We start from the raw sequence: 21,498 nt of genomic DNA, 5'->3' as shown, positions 1-21,498 counted from the left end.
ACACAGAATAGATTAGGAAAGGATCGGAGATATGAAACAAGTCTTTCTCTCAACAACAACTGAATTTAAAGAGATTGATACGCTCCAGCCGGGCACTTGGATCAATCTCGTCAATCCTTCACAAAGCGAATCAATGGAAATCGCTTCTGCCTTTGATATTGATATCGCTGACCTCCGTGCACCACTCGATGCGGAAGAAATGTCTCGTATTACCATTGAAGATGAATACACTCTGATCATCGTAGACGTTCCCATTACTGAGGAGAGAAATAACCGCACCTACTATGTGACCATTCCCTTGGGGATTATCATCACAGAGGAGGCTATTATTACTACTTGCTTGGAACCTCTCCCACTTCTAGATGTCTTTATCAATCGGAGACTTCGGAATTTCTATACCTTCATGCGTTCGCGCTTTATCTTTCAAATCCTCTACCGCAACGCTGAAATTTATCTGACAGCCCTTCGTTCAATTGAACGTAAGAGTGAGCAAATCGAAACCCAACTTCACAAGTCTACTCGAAATGAAGAATTGATTGAACTCATGGAGTTGGAAAAGACCATCGTCTACTTCAAGGCCTCTCTTAAGACAAACGAGCGCGTGATTAAAAAACTGACTAGCGCAACTAGCAATATTAAGAAATACCTTGAAGACGAAGACTTACTTGAAGACACCTTGATTGAAACGCAACAGGCCATCGAGATGGCGGATATCTATGGAAACGTCCTTCACTCTATGACAGAGACCTTTGCCTCTATCATTTCAAACAACCAGAACAATATCATGAAAACCTTGGCCCTCGTGACCATCGTTATGTCTATCCCGACTATGATTTTCTCAGCTTACGGAATGAACTTTAAGGATAATGAAATTCCTTTAAACGGAGAACCGCACGCTTTCTGGCTCATCGTCTTTATCGCCTTTGCTATGAGTGTTTCCCTCACTCTTTACCTCATCCATAAAAAATGGTTCTAAACAGGAGTTATTATGTCACAGATTGATTTAAAAGAATTAACAAAGAAAAACCAGGAATTTATCCATATTGCAACCCAGCAATTTCTCAAGGACGGGAAAACCGATGCCGAAATCAAGGCTATCCTTGAAGAAGTCATTCCTCATATCCTTGAGGAGCAACCAAAAGGAGTGACAGCTCGTTCTATCTACGGAGCACCAACTCACTGGGCTCATAGTTTCAGCGAAAAAGAGCAATACGAAAAAGAACATCCAAAAGAAAACGACGATCCAAAATTGATGATGTTGGATTCAGCCCTTTTCATCACAGGATTATTTGCAGTAGTTAGCGCCTTGATGAGCTTCTTCTCAAACCAACCCGTAGCTTACGGATTGGTAACACTTATCAGTGTAGGGGCCTTTGGTGGAGTTGCCTTTTACCTGCTCTACCACTTCATCTACCGCTACTACGGACCAGATACTGACCGTAGCCAACGCCCACCATTCTGGAAATCACTTTTGGTCATGTTAGCAACCATGTTTGCCTGGGTTCTCATCCTCTTCTTGAGTAACTTCCTTCCACAAGCCATCAACATCAGCTTACCACCTCTTGTTTTATTGGTGATTGGAGGAGCTCTCCTTGCCCTACGTTTCTACCTCAAAAAACGTTTCAACATCAAGAGTGCAAGTGCTGGACCTGCTAGATATTAAGATAAACAATAAAAGTAGTGTGTTTTACAGACAGACTACTTTTATTATGGCTCCAAAGCTTTTTTTTATTCTCCAAAGAAAAGTAGCTACATTTTCTAAAAACGTTCTAATGTAAAGGCTTCCCTTAGAATCCCGAGGTTTTGTCCTTGAATCCAAGTTGTTTTTCTGTTATACTAATAAAGTAATAAGGAGAAGTATATATGACTAAACAGAGAATTAATCAAATTGTTGGTTCAATTGGTGCCTTTATCGGAATTATTGTATTTATAGCCTACATCCCCCAAATTTTTGCCAATTTACAAGGAAATAAAGCTCAACCATTCCAACCTTTATCAGCAGCTGTTTCTTGCTTAATCTGGGTCATTTATGGATGGACAAAAGAGCCTAAGAAAGACTGGATTCTAATCATTCCAAACTCGGCTGGGGTTATCCTTGGCGGACTGACCTTCCTTACTGCTCTATAAGAATGCAACTACTATAAAAAGCAACCACATCGAGCGGTTGCTTTTTTGCTTACTTTCGTGATCTAAAAGCCTTTTTCTGATTCTAATTCTTGTTGTTTCCCCTCTTCTTTTGTGATACAATAGCATCAATCTATTTCTAGGAGGATGAGATATGGTTTCTACTATTGGTATTGTTAGTTTGTCTAGTGGCATTATCGGAGAAGACTTTGTCAAACACGAAGTGGACTTGGGTGTCCAACGTCTCAAGGATCTGGGACTTAATCCTATCTTTTTGCCCCATTCGTTAAAAGGCTTAGACTTTATCAAGGACCATCCTGAAGCGCGTGCGGAGGATTTGATGCAAGCCTTTTCTGATGATAGTATCGACATGATCCTATGCGCCATCGGTGGAGATGATACCTATCGTTTGTTGCCCTACCTTTTTGAAAATGACCAACTAGAAAAAGTTATCAAACAAAAGATTTTTCTTGGTTTCTCGGATACAACCATGAACCATCTCATGTTGCATAAACTAGGTGTTAAAACTTTTTATGGTCAATCCTTTTTAGCAGACATTTGTGAATTAGACAAAGAAATGTTAGCCTATAGCCTTCACTACTTTAAAGAATTGATTGAGACGGGAAGAATCTCAGAAATCCGCCCTAGTGACGTTTGGTATGAGGAAAGAACTGACTTCAGTCCCAAAGCTCTAGGAACACCTCGTATCAATCATACAAATACTGGTTTTGACTTGTTACAAGGAAATGCCCAGTTCGAGGGAGAAATCCTCGGTGGTTGCCTCGAATCTCTCTACGATATCTTTGACAACTCTCGATACGCAGACAGCACGGAGCTCTGCCAAAAATACAAACTTTTCCCTGACTTGTCAGACTGGGAAGGAAAGATTCTCTTGCTAGAAACAAGCGAAGAAAAGCCTGAACCTGATGATTTCAAAAAAATGTTGCAAACTTTAAAAGAAACTAGGATATTTGATGTCATCAGTGGACTCTTGGTCGGGAAACCTATGGATGAAACCTTCTATGACGACTATAAGGAGGCACTATTGGATATCATTGATAGCAATATCCCAATTGTCTATAATTTGAATGTTGGTCACGCAACTCCAAGAGCTATTGTCCCCTTCGGAGTCCACGCCCATGTAGATGCAACGGAGCAAGTCATTCGCTTTGACTATAACAAAAAAAGCTGAGATAAGTTTCTCAGCTTTTTCTCTTGTATAACTACTAAAATGTCACATACTACTGATAACTAAAATGATAAAGTTGAGGCTGTTCCCTAACATGTGAACAAGTAGGGGATAGTAAATATTCTCCTTTTCTTTCACATAAATAATAGAAAAGGCAAGGCCCCCACCTAGGTAACCGACTGCACTGATCCACTCGGATAAATCCAAACTGTGCATATGAGTAAGCGCAAATGCAAGTCCGACTATAAAGATACTCAACCAAGTTGGCAGACTTTTTCTCAAATATCTCAATAGAGTTTGACGGAAAAATAATTCTTCTACCAGAGGTCCAATGATACAGGCGAAAACTGCAATCAGTAATGGTTGTTCTTGAAAGGTGCTTTCAATATTAGACTGGTTTAGACCTTGTCCGTCCAGTCCCAAAAACTGCCTCAACATTTCTGATATAGAGCCAAAGACAACAGTCATCAGAATGAGAAAGAGGCAGCCTTTTAAAACGCCAAAGAAGAATTTTCTCTTAGTTTTTCTAATCTCATTCCATTGTTGGATTAATTTATCCTTGAACAAGAAAGAGCCATATAGAGCTAATACTACATAGACTAGATATTCTAGATAATTCGCAATGGCAGATGGCATCACAGAAGCCAGCAATTTATCACCATCAAACACAAAAAGAACTGTATAGAGAATCGAAAAAATCAGAATTCCCTTATATTTGTTAGACATCATTTAATTTTCCTTTCCATTCACAATCATTCTCATGGTCGTCAACTAATCCTGCCGCCTGTAAAAAGGACAAGACAGCGACTGGCCCAGTAAATTTGAAGCCTCGTTGTTTGAGATCCTTGGATAATGTCTCAGATAAGGTCGTCTTAGCTGGTGCTTGACTGTAGTCCGGGACATCATTGACCATGGTTTTCCCATCTACAAAAGACCAAAGATAAGCATCAAAAGTTCCGAATTCTGCCTGCACTTGTAGAAATACTTGAGAGTTGGTACGCGTCGCAAATATCTTAGCACGATTTCGGATGATCGCTACATTGTCCATTAAAGCTTCCAATTCTTCATCAGTCATGTCCGCAACATCTTGAACTTGATAGTCATGAAAAGCTTCCCGAAAGGCTTGGCGTTTATTGAGTACCGTTTCCCAAGAAAGACCAGCCTGATAGCTTTCCATGCAAAGCAACTCAAAAAGCGCTCGGTCGTCATGTAGGGGCCGTCCCCACTCCTCATCATGGTAGGCCACATAGAGAGGGTTGTTCATTTTAACCCAGCCACAGCGTTTTGGCATAGCCTTCTCCTATTTCACCAACATCTTAAGAGCAGACTTGATATAGTTCTCTGCTGTATCGGTCGTACCTTCAAAGAATTTCTTAATTTTCTTGAGCTCTGTTGTCTTGTAGCCCAGTGCCAACATGGCTTCCATAGCTTCTTCCAGTTCTTGGTTGTCACTGCTAGATGGAGCCGCAGTTTTAGCAGGGAGATCGTCTCCTGCCACAACCACCTTACCTTCTAGATCCAATACCATCTGTTGGGCTGTTTTCTTACCGATTTTAGGGAACTTGGTCAAGTAGGTAATGTTCTTAGTCTCAATGGCTTGAACGAGGCCTGCATTGTCATCAGCTGCGATGATGGCAAGAGCGGAAACAGGACCAATACCTGACACAGAAATCAAGCTGAGAAAGAGATTTTTCTCGTCTTCTGAACGGAAACCGTAAAGTAGATGAGCATCTTCACGAACAACTTGATGCACATAGATTTGTGCTTCTTGGTTGACTTGCCCTGAGTAGGCATAAGGGTTAGCTACATGCAGAATGTAGCCGATACCGTTAGCTTCTAGGACGATGTATTTAGCAGTAATTTTGGTAATAATACCCTTTAGATATTCGTACATAATTTTCCCTTCAATTTATACTCAATGAAAATCAAATCTAAACTAGGAAGCTAACCTTAGGCATAACTTGAGTTAGGCAAGGTAAGGCTGTCGCAGTTTAGAGAGATTTCCGAAGAGTATTAGTATTTTCCTAGCTCTCGGAGGCTAGTATGATTTTCCTGAATGCGACGGAACATCTTTTCCATGTCCGACTTGGTAAAGTGGACCAAAACAGGGCGTCCGTGTGGACAGTTGTAGGGGTTGTCACATTGGGAAAGCTGATAGAGAAGCTGTCGCGCTGAGTGGTCATCGATACGGTGGTTGGCCTTGATAGACCGCTTGCAAGACATCATAATGGCCAACTCTGCTCGGTATTTCTTGATCGAAACTTCCTTGGTCAAGAGAAGCATATCACACATCTCATAGATACCTGACTCGATTTCCTCCTCTGCCATCCAAATGGGATGTTCGCGCAAGATAAATTGATTCTCCCCGTACTCTGCTAGAAAGACACCAACTTCCTCTAAAAGAGACATTCTTTCCTTGAGACGAAGGGCATCATCCGCAGGAAATTCAAAGATATAGGGCACTAGGAGTTGCTGCTGACTCTGGTCAACATTGCCAATGCTCTCACGGTACTCCTCATACTTAACCCGTTCCTGAGCCGCGTGCTGATCTATGATGTAGAGCCCATCTCGACCTTGGGCAAAGAGATAGGTTCCATGCATCTGACCGAAAAATTCCAACTCTGGGAAGCTTGAAGATTCTTCCCGCTCCAACTTATCATAAGCCTTATCAAGACTAGCCAGGTCTAACTCTGGATGGTCCAGTTGGTCATAGCTAGCAGGCTTTCTCTCTGCAAAATGCAGTTTAGCTGGCTTGGTCATCTGGTCCAAGGTTTCCTTGGCAAACAGATTCAAATCCTGTTTCTCTTCATTCAGGTTCACCTGATGGTCTGCCACCTCAGCTTGTGTCGGTCTTGTCAGCTCCGTTTGCTCGTAGTAAAGATTATTTTCTTTAAGTGGGAGAATGGTTTGCTCTACTTTTTCACGATTGCGAACCGTAGATTTAGCCAGATTTTCCAAGGCATCTGGAATCAAGGTCTGGTCCTTGAGACTCTTTGCAATAGCTTCTGAAACCAGCGCCATTAGTTCTCTTTCCTTGGAAATCCGCACCTCTTGCTTGGTCGGGTGCACATTGACATCTGCTAGATAAGGGTCGATATGGATGTGAATCACAGCCAGTGGAAAACGCCCCACCATGAGTTTGCTACCGTATCCATCTAAAATAGCACGATTGAGCAGGAAGTTTTTGATATAACGACCATTGATAAAAAGGCTGATATAGTTACGATTAGCCCGCGTCAATTCCGGCAATGAGACAAAACCAGAAATTTCAAAATCTAGGTCAGCATTCTCAATTTCAACCATCTTTTTAGCACTGGCTAAACCATAAATCCCAGCAATGGCTTGACGCAGTTGACCCGTACCAGCTGTTCGAGTCATTTCCTTGCCATCACTAATCAGGCTAAAGGAAATCTCAGGATGGGCTAGCCCCAGACGATTGACAATATCAATGATATGAGATAACTCTGCCTGCTGGCTCTTCATATACTTGAGACGAGCCGGTGTATTGAAAAAGAGGTCTTCCACACAAACCTTAGTCCCAACAGGACTGGTCGCTGGAATGATTTCCTCAACTTCTCCCCCACGAGCCACTAGCTTGGTCCCGTGACTGGCACCATCCACCGCTGTCAACAGAGTCAAAACACTGACAGATGCGATAGAGGGCAGGGCTTCACCACGAAAACCGAGGGTCCGAATCCGAAAGAGATCCGCTTGGTTCTTAATCTTACTGGTCGCATGACGACGGAGAGCCAACTCGACTTCATCGTGGGCAATCCCGTGACCATTATCTGTGATTTGGATCTTCTTAAGCCCAGCTTCCTCGATTTCAACGATAATCTGGCTAGAGCCAGCATCAATGGCGTTTTCAACTAGCTCCTTGACTACACTAGCAGGGCGCTCGATAACTTCTCCTGCCGCGATTTGATTGGCCAAGACTTCTGGCAATTCAATTATATGAGACATTTTTCAGCCCCTTTCTCAACTGTTTTTATCTATTTCTCTGAAAATAAGCTAGTGCTATTATACCATATTTCACTCGTTTCCAAAAAAGTCCAAGCAGCAACTTTCTCCCCTAAGATACTAGGCTATTTCCTGACTTTGTGGTACAATAGGTAGAAACAATATTTTAAAAAGGAGAAAAGACACATGCACATTTTTGATGAGCTAAAAGAGCGTGGTTTGATTTTTCAAACGACTGACGAAGAAGCTTTGCGTAAAGCCCTAGAAGAAGGTCAAGTTTCTTATTATACTGGCTACGATCCAACTGCTGACAGCCTTCACCTAGGTCACCTTGTCGCAATCTTGACAAGTCGTCGCTTGCAGTTAGCAGGTCACAAACCTTATGCGCTCGTTGGCGGTGCTACAGGTCTCATCGGAGATCCGTCCTTCAAAGATGCTGAACGTAGTCTCCAAACAAAAGACACAGTGGATGGCTGGGTCAAGTCTATCCAAGGACAACTTTCTCGCTTTCTTGATTTTGAAAATGGTGAAAATAAAGCTGTCATGGTCAACAACTACGACTGGTTTGGCAGCATCAGCTTCATTGACTTCCTCCGTGATATCGGAAAATACTTCACTGTCAACTACATGATGAGCAAGGAGTCTGTTAAAAAACGGATTGAAACAGGGATTTCTTACACTGAGTTTGCCTACCAAATCATGCAAGGGTACGACTTTTTTGTCCTTAACCAAGAGCACAATGTAACCCTCCAAATCGGTGGTTCTGACCAATGGGGAAATATGACAGCTGGTACAGAATTGCTTCGTCGTAAGGCTGACAAGACTGGTCACGTAATCACTGTTCCACTCATCACAGACGCAACTGGTAAGAAATTTGGTAAATCTGAAGGGAACGCTGTTTGGCTCAACCCTGAAAAGACTTCTCCATACGAAATGTACCAATTCTGGATGAATGTTATGGACGCTGACGCTGTTCGCTTCTTGAAAATCTTTACTTTCTTGTCACTTGATGAGATTGAAGACATCCGCAAACAATTTGAAGCAGCTCCACACGAACGCTTGGCTCAAAAAGTCCTCGCTCGTGAAGTCGTAACACTTGTACATGGAGAAGAAGCCTACAAAGAAGCTCTTAACATCACTGAGCAACTCTTTGCAGGAAACATCAAGAACCTTTCTGTCAAAGAGCTCAAACAAGGACTTCGTGGAGTGCCAAACTACCAAGTTCAAACAGACGAAAACCACAATATCGTGGAACTGCTCGTCTCATCTGGTGTAGTTAACTCAAAACGCCAAGCCCGTGAAGACGTCCAAAACGGAGCCATCTACGTCAACGGTGACCGCATCCAAGACCTTGACTATGTCTTGAGTGACGCAGATAAGTTAGAAAACGAACTGACTGTTATCCGTCGTGGTAAGAAAAAATACTTTGTATTGACTTACTAAATTGTTCAACATTTACCTATAAATAAAGGAGTTACCCTCGAGAAAGGTAACTCCTTTTTGCTGTTAATAACTCTCATCTATCTATTTTTAATAGACAGGCTACGCAGTACAATGCGCAAGGTTGTTAGATTATGTAAGATAGAGAGGTTTGAAGGACTGAGCCAATTAAACAAGCCAAAGCCAATCAAACTACTATTTACGACAACGGTATCTTGAATATTCTTCTTGATGAGTGTTTGCAAAGATGATGATAGCCAATCCAACTCTTGGAAGAAATCCAAGCGATTATCTAACAATAAGATATCACTCATCTGCTTAGAAATATCTGCACTCTCATTCATCACCACACCGATATCTGATTGGGTTAGAGCCGCTGAGTCGTTCAACCCATCCCCAACCATCAAAATAGTGTGACCTGCTTTCTGCAGTTCCTCTACTAACTCAAATTTCCCATCAGGTTTCAAGTCTGTATAGACCTGATCAAAGGGCAAATCTTTGACTAATTCCTCTGTTCTAACCAAGGTGTCCCCTGTTGCCAGAATCAATTTTTTCCCTTGCGCCTTAAGTTTCTCCAAGGCTGCTTTTGCTTCTTTTCTCAAAGGAGTATGAATGCAGAACATTCCAATCAATTCATTCTGATAAGCCAAGAATAAGAGATTGTAGTGACTCTTGTACTCTTCAATTAAAGCATTTTGTTCTGAACTGATATGAATTTGCTCATCCTGCATCAAGACATAATTTCCAATAAGAACTGGTTGCTCATCTATATGAGATTTGATTCCCTTGCTTGCGATATATTGGAGTTTCCCATGCATTTCCTCATGTTCAATCCCCTCCATCTCAGCTTGCTTGACGATGGCATTAGCAATAGGATGATAAATGTGTTCCTCAAGACAGGCACTGATTCTGAGAATATCCTCCTCACTATAGTCCCCAAAAGGTAACACCTTTTCAACTATAGGATAACTAGTTGTGATTGTTCCCGTCTTATCAAACAAGAAAGTATCAACTTCCAGATATTTCTCCAGAACATCTCCATCCTTAATCACCATTTCACGATTCAACCCCTCCTTGATAGCTGTCAAATAAGCTACAGGAGTAGAGATTTTCAAAGCGCAGGAGAAATCGACCAATAGGAAAGAAATAGCCTTAGAAAAAGAACCTGTTAATAGGTAAGTCAGACCAGCCCCCAAGAAATTATATTTGACGACCTTGTCCGCCATTTTGATGAAATAGCGTTGTTTCGTTTTCTTGTTTTCTTCAGATTTCTTCATCAACTCAATCAGTTGTAAAATCCGGCTGTTCATCTGATTATCGGTTACACGAATGCGTAACTCTCCAGTTTCTAATACTGTATTTGCACAAACCAAATCAGACTCTCTTTTTTCAACTGGAAAACTCTCTCCCGTCAAGGAACTTTCGTTGACCATACCTAAACCTGAAACTACTTGTCCATCAAACAGAATTTCATTTCCTTGAGATAGGACCAAGACATCTCCTATTTGAACATCGGAACTCTTGATACTAACGACCATATCCCCCTGTACTAAGAATACGTCGCTCTCTTTTGCAAGAAGGCTTTGTTCTAAATCTGTTGCAGTTTTTTTCAAGGACCACTGATCTAAATGATTCCCCAAATCAAGCATAAACATGATATTGCTAGCTGTCTTGGATTGGTTCATAAACAAGGACAATAAAATCGCCGAACAGTCCAAGACCTCCATCGTTAGTTCCTTACGCGCTAGTGTTTGATAGGCTTCTCTAATATAACCCAAAGCCTGATAACAAGTCCATATATAGCGAATAGGATACGGCACAAAACTACGAAAAATCATACGCTTAATCGCTGCACCTGAAACAATAGAATAAGCACTCTCTTCTCTACGAATGGGAAGAGTCATCAACTCAGAAACTTTCCCTTTATCAATTCTTTTTAAAAAGGCTTCTGCATTGTCTAATACAGAGAAGCCTTCTTTTATGCGTAGAGTAAAGTGCTGTTGATCCATGTAAAACTGGATAGACTCAATCCCCTTTTCATCTCTCACCAAGGAACGAAGATAGTCTTGAATATCCAAGGTGAGTGAAAAAGAAGATGATAGTCGGATATGTTGGTATCCTCTATGTAGCACTTTAAAAGACATACTATTCCCCTATAAGGCTATCTAATTGCTCTTCTTTTTTCTCTTGCTCATACAAATATTTGGCATCTTGCAAGACATCGTCTCCATGTTGTTTCACAACAGAAACAGATGCATCTAGCCCGTCTTTCAACTTGTAAGCCTTAGCCAAAGCTTTAGAATAACCTTTTTTAGCTTCCTTACTTGCTAATATTTTCAAACCAAGGGTACCAAATGCGACACCACCTAAAAAGAGTGATGATTTTTTCGCAACTTTTGCAACGGTTAATACTTCTTTTAACATACTTATTTCCTCCTAGATATTATTATATAGCAATTTAGATATAAAAGCAATTTAATTTTGGTACTTTAAAAAGTAATTATACTACTATTTAATTCTATTACAAATCATCCTAAAGTTGCTTTCATTTGCCTCTTTTGATACACTTAAACTATGAATACAAATCTCAAACCTAAACTCCAGCGTTTTGCTTCTGCGACTGCCTTTGCCTGCCCTATCTGTCGAGAAAATCTGACTCTGGTAGAGACTAGTCTCAAGTGCTGCAACCGTCATTCTTTTGACTTGGCGAAATTCGGCTATGTCAATCTGGCACCTCAAATCAAGCAATCTGCCAACTACGACAAGGAAAACTTTCAAAATCGCCAACAAATCCTAGAAGCTGGCTTTTACCAAGCTATTTTAGATGCTGTATCTGACTTGTTAGCAAATTCAGAAACTAGCACCACAATCTTAGATATCGGTTGTGGCGAAGGTTTCTATTCTCGCAAGCTCCAAGAAAGTCATCCTGACAAAACCTTCTATGCCTTTGATATTTCCAAAGATTCCGTTCAAATCGCTGCCAAGAGCGAACCCAACTGGGCAGTCAATTGGTTCGTTGGTGACCTGGCTCGTCTTCCTATAAAAGACGCTAGCATGGATATCCTGCTTGATATCTTTTCGCCTGCCAACTATGGAGAATTTCGTCGCGTTTTATCCAAAGACGGTATCTTGATAAAGGTTATCCCAACTGAAAATCACCTCAAGGAAATCCGTCAAAGGGTACAGGACCAGCTGACAAACAAGGATTATTCTAATCAAGATATCAAGGAGCATTTCCAGGAACATTTCAGCATCCAATCTATCCAGACTGCTTCCCTGACCAAATCCATTACAGCAGAGCAAAGACAAGCTTTACTCAGCATGACACCCCTCCTCTTTCACGTTGACCAAAGCAAGATTGACTGGAGCCAACTGACAGAGATTACCATTGAAGCAGAGATTTTGGTTGGGAAAGCACTGTAAATATATTTTTGAGATACTACAAAGCCCGCACCTCTTCTTGAGATGCGGGTTTAAATCACGATTTTTCAAGTATCTATCCGAAAAGTGGAAAAATTTTAACCTCTCCATTTATTTTCGATTTGAAATGACAAATTTATCAATAAATAGCAAGTGATATAAGGCAAGTGCTACCCCATAACAACATCCATGAAAAGAGATTTCTTGATGAGTAAGTGGAAATGAAGAACTATTACCCATATAAAGGCATGACCAAATTACAAAAAGAATCCAAAATAAATCAGTCCATTTATATTTTGAAAAATATTTTTTCCACATAAGAACATCCTCCTTCTTTACTACAATACTATTATAATACTGTTTGTAAACGAATACAAGAAATTTGAGGTAACAGCTAAGAAGAACCTTAGGCTTAAAGTTAGTACAACCAGCCTTCTTAGTGTTCTCTAGGTTTGATTTTTAAGTCTAGAAATTATTGACAAATTATTTTTTCTTTTGAGACCAGTCAACCTCAAATCCATAACATTCAAAAAAGCGAATTTCAATTGAAACTCGCTTTTTTGCTAGATAGTGTAATAACTATTAAATTATATATCTTAGTTCAAGTGCCAGATATCTTCGTTGTACTGAGCGATTGTACGGTCAGATGAGAAGAATCCTGCTTTAGAAATGTTAACGATAACTTTGTCCAACCATGCGTCACGGTCTTCGTAGTCAGCCAACATTTGCTCTTTAACTTTGATGTAGTCTTCCAAGTCAAGAAGAGTCATGAACCAGTCTTTGTTGATTAATTCGTTATAAAGACGTTCCAAGCGTTCAATCTTACCAACTGCAAGAACAGCGTCACTCACGATAAAGTCAACCAATGGTTTGATCGCTTTACGAGCGTAGAATTCGCTTGATTTGTAAGCTGATTTTGCGTAAAGGTCGATAACAGTTTCTGAATCTTCACCAAAGATGTAGATGTTTTCGTCTCCAACCAACTCAGCGATTTCCACGTTAGCACCGTCCATAGTACCAAGAGTCAAAGCTCCGTTCAACATGAATTTCATGTTACCAGTACCTGAAGCTTCTTTAGAAGCAAGTGAGATTTGTTCTGAGATATCACATGCTGGGATAAGGAAGCTTGCTGCAGTAACGTTGTAGTTTTCAACCATAACCACTTGTAAGTGTGGTGCAACTGCTGGGTCGTTAGCAATCACTTCTGACAAGCAAAGGATCAAGTGGATGATGTCTTGAGCAATTGTGTAGGCAGGAGCTGCTTTACCACCAAAGAAGACTGTGATTGGACGAGCAGGGATGTTACCAGCCTTGATGTCAAGGTATTTATGGATAACATACAAAGCGTTCATTTGTTGGCGTTTGTACTCGTGAAGACGTTTGATTTGGATATCAAAGATAGAGTTAGTATTGATTTCCACACCTTGGTGTTCTTTCAAGTGACGAGCCAATTTACGTTTGTTGTGGGCTTTGATGCTTTCCAATTTTTCTTTGACAGCAGCCTTGTCTTCGTATGAAAGAAGGTCTTCCAATTTAGAAGCTTCATGGTGCCATTCGCGGCCAAGGATTTCATCCAAGTAGTGAGACAAGCTTGGGTTAGCATGCATGAGCCAACGACGGAAGGTGATACCGTTTGTTTTGTTGTTGAATTTTTCTGGGTAAAGATCGTAGAAAGGTTTCAACTCAGAGTTCTTCAAAATTTCTGTGTGAAGAGCGGCAACCCCGTTTACGCTGTATCCATAGTGGATATCCATGTGGGCCATGTGTACACGATCGTTTTCATCAATGATTTGAACAGCTGGATCTTTGTATTCAGCACGAACACGACGGTCCAATTCTTTGATGATTGGTACCAAGTGAGGAACCACTTCTTCCAAGAATTCAAGAGGCCATTTTTCAAGGGCTTCAGCAAGGATTGTGTGGTTTGTGTAAGCAGTCATGCTACGAACGATAGAGATTGCTTCATCAAGTTCGAGACCACGTTCAGTCAAAAGACGGATCAACTCAGGAATCACCATTGATGGGTGCGTATCGTTGATTTGTACAACTGCGTAGTCAGCAAGGTCATGCAAGTTGCTTCCTTTTTCGATTGCTTCATCGATGATCAATTGAGCACCGTTTGAAACCATGAAGTATTGTTGGAAGATACGGAGCAATTCACCTTGTTTGTCGCTATCGTCTGGGTAAAGGAAAAGAGTCAAGTTGCGAGCGATGTCTGTCTTATCAAAGTTGATACCATCTTCGATGATAGAAGAGTCAACTGAATCCAAGTCAAACAAACGCAAGCGATTTTTAGTAGCTGTTTTGTATCCAGGTACATCGATATCGTAAAGAGTAGATGTTAATGTGAAGTGTGCAAATGGTACTTGGTAGCTACGGCTTGAGCGAACCAACCAGTTTTGGTCAGTCAACCAAGCGTTAGGAATTGTTTCTTGTTGGTTGTTTTTAAGAACTTGTTGGAAAAGACCAAAGTGGTAGTTCAAACCAACACCGTCACCGTTCAAACCAAGTGTAGCGATTGAGTCGATAAAGCAGGCTGCCAAACGTCCCAAACCACCATTACCAAGTGATGGTTCCAATTCTACTTCTTCGATTTCGATCAACTCTTTACCTGCGTCAGCAAGTTCTTTTTTAACTTCGTCATAAAGACCAAGGTTAATCAAGTTGTTTGACAAGAGTTTACCAATCAAGAACTCAGCTGAGATGTAGTAAACTTTTTTCTTACCAGTGTTCACTGGTTTTTGGCTGCTTGCAAGTTTGCTGTAGTTAAGAAGAGCAAGGTAAAGCTCCTCATTGCTACATTCTGCGATAGATTTATTGTAACGATTTTGTACAAATTCTTTTAATGGTAACATTTTTATGTCTCCTGATAATGTCTTATTTCTTTAATTCTACCAAATTTTCATTGATACGGCGATAAATTGTAGTCAAGTCAAGCAAAGTTTCTTCGACAGCAGGAGTCAATTGTTCCTCTGTCATACGCCATGACCAGTTTCCACCAAGAGTAGATGGGAAGTTCATACGAGCTGAACCATCCAACTCTAGCAAATCTTGCATAGTTGCAATCGTCATGAAACTTACTGATGCGAAGGCTGTACGAAGCATAGCATGCACTACTGTTTCGTACTCTTTACGGTTTGTGTAGCGTGCCATGTACTCACGAGTTGGATCATCAATCTCATCACGGTACCAACCAAGAACAGTGTTGTTATCATGTGTTCCTGTGTACATAACAGAGTTAGCTGGTGCCAAGTGTGGGCTGTCGATACTTTCGTCTTCTGGATTGAAGGCAAATTGAAGGACCTTCATTCCTGGGAATCCAGTACGCTCACGAAGCTCGATGACTTCATCAGTCATGAAACCAAGGTCTTCAGCGATGATGTTCAAGTCACCAAGTTCTTCTTTAACCGCTGCAAAGAGTTTGTAGTCAGGTCCTTTCACCCATTTACCAGGGGCCGCTGTTTCAGAACCAGCTGGGATTTCCCAATAAGACTCAAATCCACGGAAGTGGTCGATACGCACGATATCGTAGATTTTAAAGCTTTCACGCAAGCGTTCAATCCACCATTTGTAACCATCACGATCCATTGCTTCCCAGTCATAGATTGGGTTACCCCAAAGCTGACCAGTCGCAGAAAACTCATCTGGTGGGCATCCTGCGATGCAAGTTGCTTTCCCGTTTTCATCTGTTTTAAAGAGATGTGGATTTGCCCACATATCGCTTGAATCTTCCGCTACATAGATTGGCATATCCCCCACAATCTCAATGTGGTTTTCGTTAGCGTATGCTTTCAATTTCAACCATTGTTGGAAGAAAAGGTATTGGGTTACGCGGTGGTAAACAAGCTTGTCAGCTAATTTCTCACGGTAGCTTTCAAGAGTTGAAGCTTTACGCGCACGAATATCTGCATCTGGCCACTCTGTCCAAGCAAGATTATCAAAATGCTCCTTGATAGCCATATACTCTGCAAATAGTTCAAGCCATGATTGGTTGTCTTGAGCAAATTTTTCGAAGTCTTTGACATCTCCGGCTTCAAGGAAACGTTTGACAGCTTTCTCTAGAAGCGGACGACGTGCATAGTAGATTTTAGCGTAGTCAACTTCAGTTGGGTTGCTACCAAAGTCAATCCCTTCAAGATCACTAGCATCTAGTAAACCTTGCTCAACCAAGATATCAAAATCGATAAAATGAGTGTTCCCAGCAAAGGCTGAGAAGGATTGATAAGGAGAATCTCCGTAGCTCGTTGTTCCTAAAGGAAGGATTTGCCAGTAACGTTGCTTTGTACGAACCAAGAAGTCAACGAAATCATAGGCGCTTTGACCAAATGATCCGATTCCGTAAGCTCCTGGAAGTGATGAGATGTGCATCAACACACCACTTTGACGTTTTTTCATAATAGCACCTCGCGTGTTTGTAGTTAAGAGTTTCATATTTATATGCGCAAACGTTTGCGTCAACTCAAGTATAACCCATTTCTAAAATAATTGCAAGCGTTTGTAAAAAAACTTTTTCCAACTTTTTTCTGGTTAAATTTTGAAATTCCCTATATTTTAATTTTTGAAATGATTTTCATTCGGCTTATTTTGATGCAATCGTTTGCCTATTCTTTGCTTTTTAGAATAAAGTTTATAAATCGTGAACTTTCTACTATTATATAGCAATTGCAACTTGTTGGTAATTTTTAAAATTTTTTTAAATTTTCTTTAAATTTTCTAAAAAAAGACTTGCAACCGTTTTCTATTTGTGCTATACTAAGTTCATAAGGGAAAACGTTTGCGTTCCCTAGACTATAAAACTTGTTATTCTTTAGGAGGAATACACTATGTCAACTAAATTCATGAAGAGCGCTGCTGTACTTGGTACTGCTACTCTTGCTAGCTTGCTTTTGGTAGCTTGCGGAAGCAAAACTTCTGATAAAGCTGCTGATTCTTCTGCATCAGGAAGCCAAGAAATCACTTTCTATGTTGAAGACCAGTATAAAGCCTACGCTGAAAAAGTTGCTGCAGCTTATGAAAAAGAATCAGGTACAAAAGTTAACATCAAATCTGGTGACCAACTTGGCGGACTTGACAAACTTTCACTTGACAACCAATCAGGTCAAGCTGCTGACGTTATGATGGCACCATACGACCGTGTGGGTAGCCTTGGTACTGATGGACAACTTTCAGAAGTTAAACTAAGCGACGGTGCTAAAACAGATGATACTACTAAATCTCTTGTAACAGCTGCTGACGGTAAAGTTTACGGCGCTCCAGCCGTTATCGAGTCACTTGTTATGTACTATAACAAAGACTTGCTCAAAGAAGCTCCAAAAACATTTGCTGACTTAGAAAACCTTGCTAAAGATAGCAAATACGCTTTCGCTGGTGAAGATGGCAAAACTACTGCCTTCCTAGCTGACTGGACAAACTTCTACTACGCATACGGACTCCTTGCTGGTAACGGTGGTTATGTATTCGGTCAAAATGGTAAAGATCCTAAAGATATCGGTCTTGCTAACGATGGTGCTATCGCAGGAATCGAATACGCTAAAACTTGGTACGAAAAATGGCCTAAAGGTATGCAAGATACTGAAGGTGCTGGAAACTTGATCCAAACTCAATTCCAAGAGGGTAAAACAGCTGCTATCATCGATGGTCCTTGGAAAGCTCAAGCATTCAAAGATGCTAAAGTAAACTACGGTGTTGCAACTATCCCAACTCTTCCAAACGGCAAAAACTACGCAGCCTTTGGTGGTGGTAAAGCTTGGATCATCCCATCAAGCACTAAGAACCTTGAAGGCGCTCAAAAATTTGTAGACTTCCTTGTTTCAACTGACCAACAAAAAGCATTCTACGATGCAACTAACGAAATCCCAGCTAACACTGAAGCTCGTGCTTACGCTGAAGGTAAAAAAGATGAGTTGACTACAGCTGTTATCGAGCAGTTCAAGAACGCACAACCAATGCCAAACATCTCTCAAATGTCAACAGTTTGGGACCCAGCTAAAACAATGCTCTTTGACGCCGTAAGCGGTAAGAAAGATGCTAAAACAGCTGCTAATGATGCTGTAACATTGATCAAAGAAACAATCCAACAAAAATTTGGTAACTAATTGATTGATTCAAGGGAGATAATTTAAACATCTCCCTTGATTTTTAGTTATATTGACAATGTTTTCAGCGATTTTGCTGATTAGCATAGAGCTCAATGCTCATATCTTATGAAAGGAGCACTCATGGAACAACAACCAAAAAAAGCAGCCTTGCTTTCATTGATTCCTGGGTTGGGACAAATCTACAACAAACAAAAAGCTAAAGGTTTTATCTTCCTTGCTGTAACAGTGGCTTTTGTCCTCTATTTTATAGTACTTGCAGCACCTGAATTGAGCAACTTAATCACGCTTGGTGAAAAACCTGGCCGTGACAACTCTCTCTTCATGTTGATTCGTGGTGCATTCCACTCTATTTTTGTAATTGTTTATCTAGCCTTTTATATTCTCAATATTAAAGACGCTCACACTATTGCAAAACGTATCAATAATGGCATCCCTGTCCCATTGACACTTAAGGATATGATTAAAGGTATCTATGAAAATGGGTTCCCTTACTTGCTTATCATTCCATCTTACGTTGCCATGACATTTGCCATCATCTTCCCGGTTATTGTAACCTTGATGATTGCCTTTACTAACTACGATTTCCAACACTTACCACCAAATAAATTATTGGATTGGGTTGGATTGACTAACTTTACAAATATCTGGAGCTTGAGTACCTTCCGTTCAGCCTTCGGTTCTGTCCTTTCTTGGACTATTATCTGGGCTTTATCTGCATCTACTTTGCAAATCGTACTCGGGATCTTTACAGCTATTATCGCTAACCAACCATTCATCAAGGGTAAACGTATCTTTGGTGTTATCTTCCTTCTACCTTGGGCGGTTCCAGCCTTTATCACTATCTTGACATTCTCAAACATGTTCAACGATAGTGTTGGTGCTATCAATACCCAAGTTATCCCAATCTTTGCTAAGTTCCTTCCATTCCTTGATGGAGCACTCATTCCTTGGAAAACAGACCCTACTTGGACTAAGGTTGCCTTGATTATGATGCAAGGTTGGCTTGGATTCCCTTATATCTATGTCCTAACTCTCGGTATCCTACAGTCTATTCCAAACGACTTGTATGAAGCAGCTTATATCGACGGTGCAAACGCTTGGCAAAAATTCCGTAGCATCACTTTCCCAATGATTTTGGCTGTTGCGGCGCCTACTTTGATTAGCCAATACACCTTCAACTTCAACAACTTCTCTATCATGTACCTCTTCAATGGTGGTGGTCCTGGTAGTGTCGGTGGTGGAGCTGGTTCAACCGATATCTTGATCTCATGGATCTACCGTTTGACAACTGGTACAGCTCCTCAATACTCTATGGCAGCTGCCGTTACTTTGATTATTTCAATCATTGTCATCTCTATTTCTATGATTGCATTCAAGAAACTACACGCATTTGATATGGAGGACGTCTAAGATGAATAACTCAATCAGAATCAAACGTAGACTGACTCAAACCCTTACTTATCTTTACTTAATTGGACTTTCAATCGTTATTATCTATCCTCTTTTAATCACGATTATGTCAGCCTTTAAGGCCGGTAACGTTGTGGCCTTCAAGCTCGACAGCAATGTCAATTTCAGTCTTGATAACTTCAAAGGGCTCTTTACAGAAACCTTGTACGGCACATGGTACCTCAACACTTTGATCATCGCCTTGATCACTATGGTTGTTCAGACAAGTATTATCGTACTTGCTGGTTATGCCTATAGCCGTTACAACTTCTTGGCTCGTAAACAAAGTTTGGTCTTCTTCTTGATTATCCAAATGGTGCCAACAATGGCCGCTTTGACTGCCTTCTTCGTTATGGCCCTCATGTTGAATGCCCTTAACCATAGCTGGTTCCTCATCTTCCTCTACGTTGGTGGAGGTATCCCTATGAATGCTTGGTTGATGAAAGGTTACTTTGACACCGTGCCAATGTCTCTTGATGAGTCTGCAAAACTTGATGGTGCAGGACATTTCCGCCGCTTCTGGCAAATCGTTCTCCCTCTTGTTCGCCCAATGGTTGCTGTACAAGCACTCTGGGCCTTCATGGGACCTTTCGGAGACTATATCCTCTCTAGTTTCTTGCTTCGTGAAAAAGAATACTTTACAGTTGCCGTTGGTCTACAAACCTTCGTCAGCAATGCGAAGAACTTGAAGATCGCCTACTTCTCAGCAGGTGCTATCCTCATCGCTCTTCCAATCTGTACACTTTTCTTCTTCTTGCAAAAGAACTTCGTTTCAGGACTTACAAGCGGTGGCGACAAGGGGTAATATACCCCCGCCACCCTTTTTCATTTTTGACCTTGTACATCGATTGTCTGGTGAAAAACAAGAGCTTGCTGAGATTACCTTGTTAGTTAGTGGACGAATCATAACAAATATTCACTTTTACCAAGGATTCTACTATCCCCGCTTGAAATAAAAAACATTTCTCTATATAATACTCATATAGAAAAATGCTTTAGAAAGAAATCTATGTTACCCTATCCATTTTCTTATTTTAACAGTATTTGGGGACTTCGTAAGCCCCTCTCTTATCGTTTTGGCCTAAACTGGTTTCAACTGATTTTTACCAGTATCTTCTTGATTAGCTTATCCATGGTGCCCATCGCGATTCAAAATAGCTCTCAAGATACCTACCCCTTAGAGACTTTTATCGATGATGTTTACTCTCCACTTACAGATAGTGTCATTATGGACTTAGCTTCAAATGCTCAGGTAGTAGATGGTAGATTTGCCTACACCGGAAGCAATCCGAGTCAGCCATCTATCCAATTGGGAGATCCAGAAACTTCCACTTATCCGGAAGAATTACTTCTCAACTTTCGAGCGGATCAACTGGTGATTAGTAAACAAGGAAAAGAGTTGACAAATATCCATTATCAAGCCATTACTACTGAAAGTTTCCAAAGCAAGGAAAACTTAACAAAGGCTATTTCTAAAGACTGGTATCAGCAAAATCGTGTCTACGTCAGTCTCTTTCTTGTCTTAGGTTCTTTCTTCCTATTTGGACTCAATTTCTTTATTGTAGCCCTTGGCGCTAGTCTATTACTCTACTTCACTAAGAAATCGCGCCTCTTTTCTTTAAAAACCTATAAAGAGTGCTACCATTTCATTTTGAACTGTTTAGGTTTACCAACTTTGATTGCTATGATTTTAGGGCTTTTGGGTCAAAATATGACAACTTTGATCACAGTTCAAAACATACTTTTTGTACTTTACCTGGTAATTATATTTTACAAGACCCATTTCCGTGACCCAGACTATCATAAGTAGGAGATTAT

The 21,498-nt window shown here is 40.7% G+C and carries 19 protein-coding genes; 10 read left to right on the top strand and 9 right to left on the bottom strand.

The window, feature by feature from the left end; translation table 11 throughout:
• The first annotated feature begins 31 nt into the window (after nt 1-31).
• From QM941_RS05510 to QM941_RS05495, 4 genes are all read left to right on the top strand, one after another.
• The gene (locus tag QM941_RS05510; protein ID WP_414312177.1) at nt 32-976 is read left to right on the top strand and encodes a magnesium transporter CorA family protein; all 945 of its coding nucleotides are present in this window, start codon (nt 32-34) and stop codon (nt 974-976) included.
• Nucleotides 977-988: 12 nt separating this feature from the next.
• Nucleotides 989-1,663 carry a DUF1129 domain-containing protein gene (locus tag QM941_RS05505; RefSeq protein ID WP_016466360.1) on the top strand — a complete coding sequence of 225 codons (675 nt, stop codon included), beginning with the start codon at nt 989-991 and terminating at the stop codon, nt 1,661-1,663.
• Between the two features lie 200 nt (nt 1,664-1,863).
• Nucleotides 1,864-2,127 carry a SemiSWEET family transporter gene (locus QM941_RS05500; protein ID WP_004250486.1) on the top strand — a complete coding sequence of 88 codons (264 nt, stop codon included), beginning with the start codon at nt 1,864-1,866 and terminating at the stop codon, nt 2,125-2,127.
• A 151-nt stretch (nt 2,128-2,278) separates the two neighbouring features.
• Nucleotides 2,279-3,316, top strand: a complete 1,038-nt coding sequence (locus tag QM941_RS05495) for a S66 family peptidase (RefSeq protein ID WP_414339556.1) — start codon at nt 2,279-2,281, stop codon at nt 3,314-3,316.
• A 42-nt stretch (nt 3,317-3,358) separates the two neighbouring features.
• Here QM941_RS05495 and QM941_RS05490 read toward each other — a convergent pair whose 3' ends face one another.
• The 4 genes from QM941_RS05490 to mutL all read right to left on the bottom strand — a co-directional run bounded on the left by QM941_RS05490 (nt 3,359) and on the right by mutL (nt 7,276).
• The gene (locus QM941_RS05490) at nt 3,359-4,042 is read right to left on the bottom strand and encodes a lysostaphin resistance A-like protein (protein WP_414339555.1); all 684 of its coding nucleotides are present in this window, start codon (nt 4,040-4,042) and stop codon (nt 3,359-3,361) included.
• Nucleotides 4,032-4,604: a DNA-3-methyladenine glycosylase I gene (locus QM941_RS05485; RefSeq protein WP_414339554.1), complete on the bottom strand. Its 573-nt coding sequence runs from the start codon at nt 4,602-4,604 to the stop codon at nt 4,032-4,034. Before QM941_RS05485 ends, QM941_RS05490 begins: the two co-directional genes overlap by 11 nt.
• A 9-nt stretch (nt 4,605-4,613) precedes the next feature.
• On the bottom strand, nt 4,614-5,207 hold the full coding sequence (gene ruvA / locus QM941_RS05480; RefSeq protein ID WP_414339553.1) for a Holliday junction branch migration protein RuvA: 594 nt from the start codon (nt 5,205-5,207) through the stop codon (nt 4,614-4,616).
• A gap of 119 nt (nt 5,208-5,326) precedes the next feature.
• The gene (mutL, locus tag QM941_RS05475; RefSeq protein WP_414339552.1) at nt 5,327-7,276 is read right to left on the bottom strand and encodes a DNA mismatch repair endonuclease MutL; all 1,950 of its coding nucleotides are present in this window, start codon (nt 7,274-7,276) and stop codon (nt 5,327-5,329) included.
• A gap of 183 nt (nt 7,277-7,459) precedes the next feature.
• Here mutL and tyrS point away from each other — a divergent pair, with 183 nt between their 5' ends.
• Nucleotides 7,460-8,716 (top strand): tyrosine--tRNA ligase, encoded by a 1,257-nt coding sequence (tyrS, locus tag QM941_RS05470; RefSeq protein WP_414339551.1) that lies wholly within the window; start codon nt 7,460-7,462, stop codon nt 8,714-8,716.
• 77 nt (nt 8,717-8,793) lie between these two features.
• Here tyrS and QM941_RS05465 read toward each other — a convergent pair whose 3' ends face one another.
• Nucleotides 8,794-10,857 (bottom strand): heavy metal translocating P-type ATPase, encoded by a 2,064-nt coding sequence (locus QM941_RS05465; protein WP_414339549.1) that lies wholly within the window; start codon nt 10,855-10,857, stop codon nt 8,794-8,796.
• A 1-nt stretch (nt 10,858) separates the two neighbouring features.
• On the bottom strand, nt 10,859-11,137 hold the full coding sequence (locus QM941_RS05460; RefSeq protein WP_000910910.1) for a DUF6110 family protein: 279 nt from the start codon (nt 11,135-11,137) through the stop codon (nt 10,859-10,861).
• Nucleotides 11,138-11,287: 150 nt separating this feature from the next.
• On the opposite strand from QM941_RS05460, the gene QM941_RS05455 reads away from it, so the two are divergent.
• Nucleotides 11,288-12,136, top strand: coding sequence for a putative RNA methyltransferase (locus QM941_RS05455; protein ID WP_075227904.1), 849 nt, complete (start codon nt 11,288-11,290; stop codon nt 12,134-12,136).
• 108 nt (nt 12,137-12,244) lie between these two features.
• Here QM941_RS05455 and QM941_RS05450 read toward each other — a convergent pair whose 3' ends face one another.
• The 3 genes from QM941_RS05450 to malQ form a co-directional block, all read right to left on the bottom strand.
• Entirely contained in the window at nt 12,245-12,451 is a 207-nt protein-coding gene (locus QM941_RS05450) for a hypothetical protein (RefSeq protein WP_075227905.1), read from the bottom strand.
• 278 nt (nt 12,452-12,729) lie between these two features.
• Nucleotides 12,730-14,988, bottom strand: a complete 2,259-nt coding sequence (gene glgP, locus QM941_RS05445; protein WP_414339546.1) for a glycogen/starch/alpha-glucan family phosphorylase — start codon at nt 14,986-14,988, stop codon at nt 12,730-12,732.
• A 22-nt stretch (nt 14,989-15,010) separates the two neighbouring features.
• On the bottom strand, nt 15,011-16,564 hold the full coding sequence (gene malQ / locus QM941_RS05440; protein WP_414339544.1) for a 4-alpha-glucanotransferase: 1,554 nt from the start codon (nt 16,562-16,564) through the stop codon (nt 15,011-15,013).
• Between the two features lie 392 nt (nt 16,565-16,956).
• Between malQ and QM941_RS05435 the strand changes: the two genes are divergently transcribed.
• From QM941_RS05435 to QM941_RS05420, 4 genes are all read left to right on the top strand, one after another.
• Nucleotides 16,957-18,228: an extracellular solute-binding protein gene (locus QM941_RS05435; protein ID WP_414339543.1), complete on the top strand. Its 1,272-nt coding sequence runs from the start codon at nt 16,957-16,959 to the stop codon at nt 18,226-18,228.
• A 123-nt stretch (nt 18,229-18,351) separates the two neighbouring features.
• Nucleotides 18,352-19,641: an ABC transporter permease subunit gene (locus QM941_RS05430; protein ID WP_414339542.1), complete on the top strand. Its 1,290-nt coding sequence runs from the start codon at nt 18,352-18,354 to the stop codon at nt 19,639-19,641.
• Between the two features lies 1 nt (nt 19,642).
• The gene (locus QM941_RS05425) at nt 19,643-20,485 is read left to right on the top strand and encodes a sugar ABC transporter permease (RefSeq protein ID WP_281137566.1); all 843 of its coding nucleotides are present in this window, start codon (nt 19,643-19,645) and stop codon (nt 20,483-20,485) included.
• A gap of 204 nt (nt 20,486-20,689) precedes the next feature.
• A complete protein-coding gene (locus tag QM941_RS05420; protein ID WP_414339540.1) occupies nt 20,690-21,490 on the top strand; it encodes a DUF1189 domain-containing protein in 801 nt (266 codons plus the stop codon).
• Nucleotides 21,491-21,498: the final 8 nt, after the last annotated feature.

The sequence above is a fragment of the Streptococcus timonensis genome (assembly GCF_047460355.1).
GTDB classification, from domain to species: Bacteria; Bacillota; Bacilli; order Lactobacillales; family Streptococcaceae; genus Streptococcus; species Streptococcus timonensis_A.
This window is presented reverse-complemented; position numbering and strand designations above follow the sequence as displayed.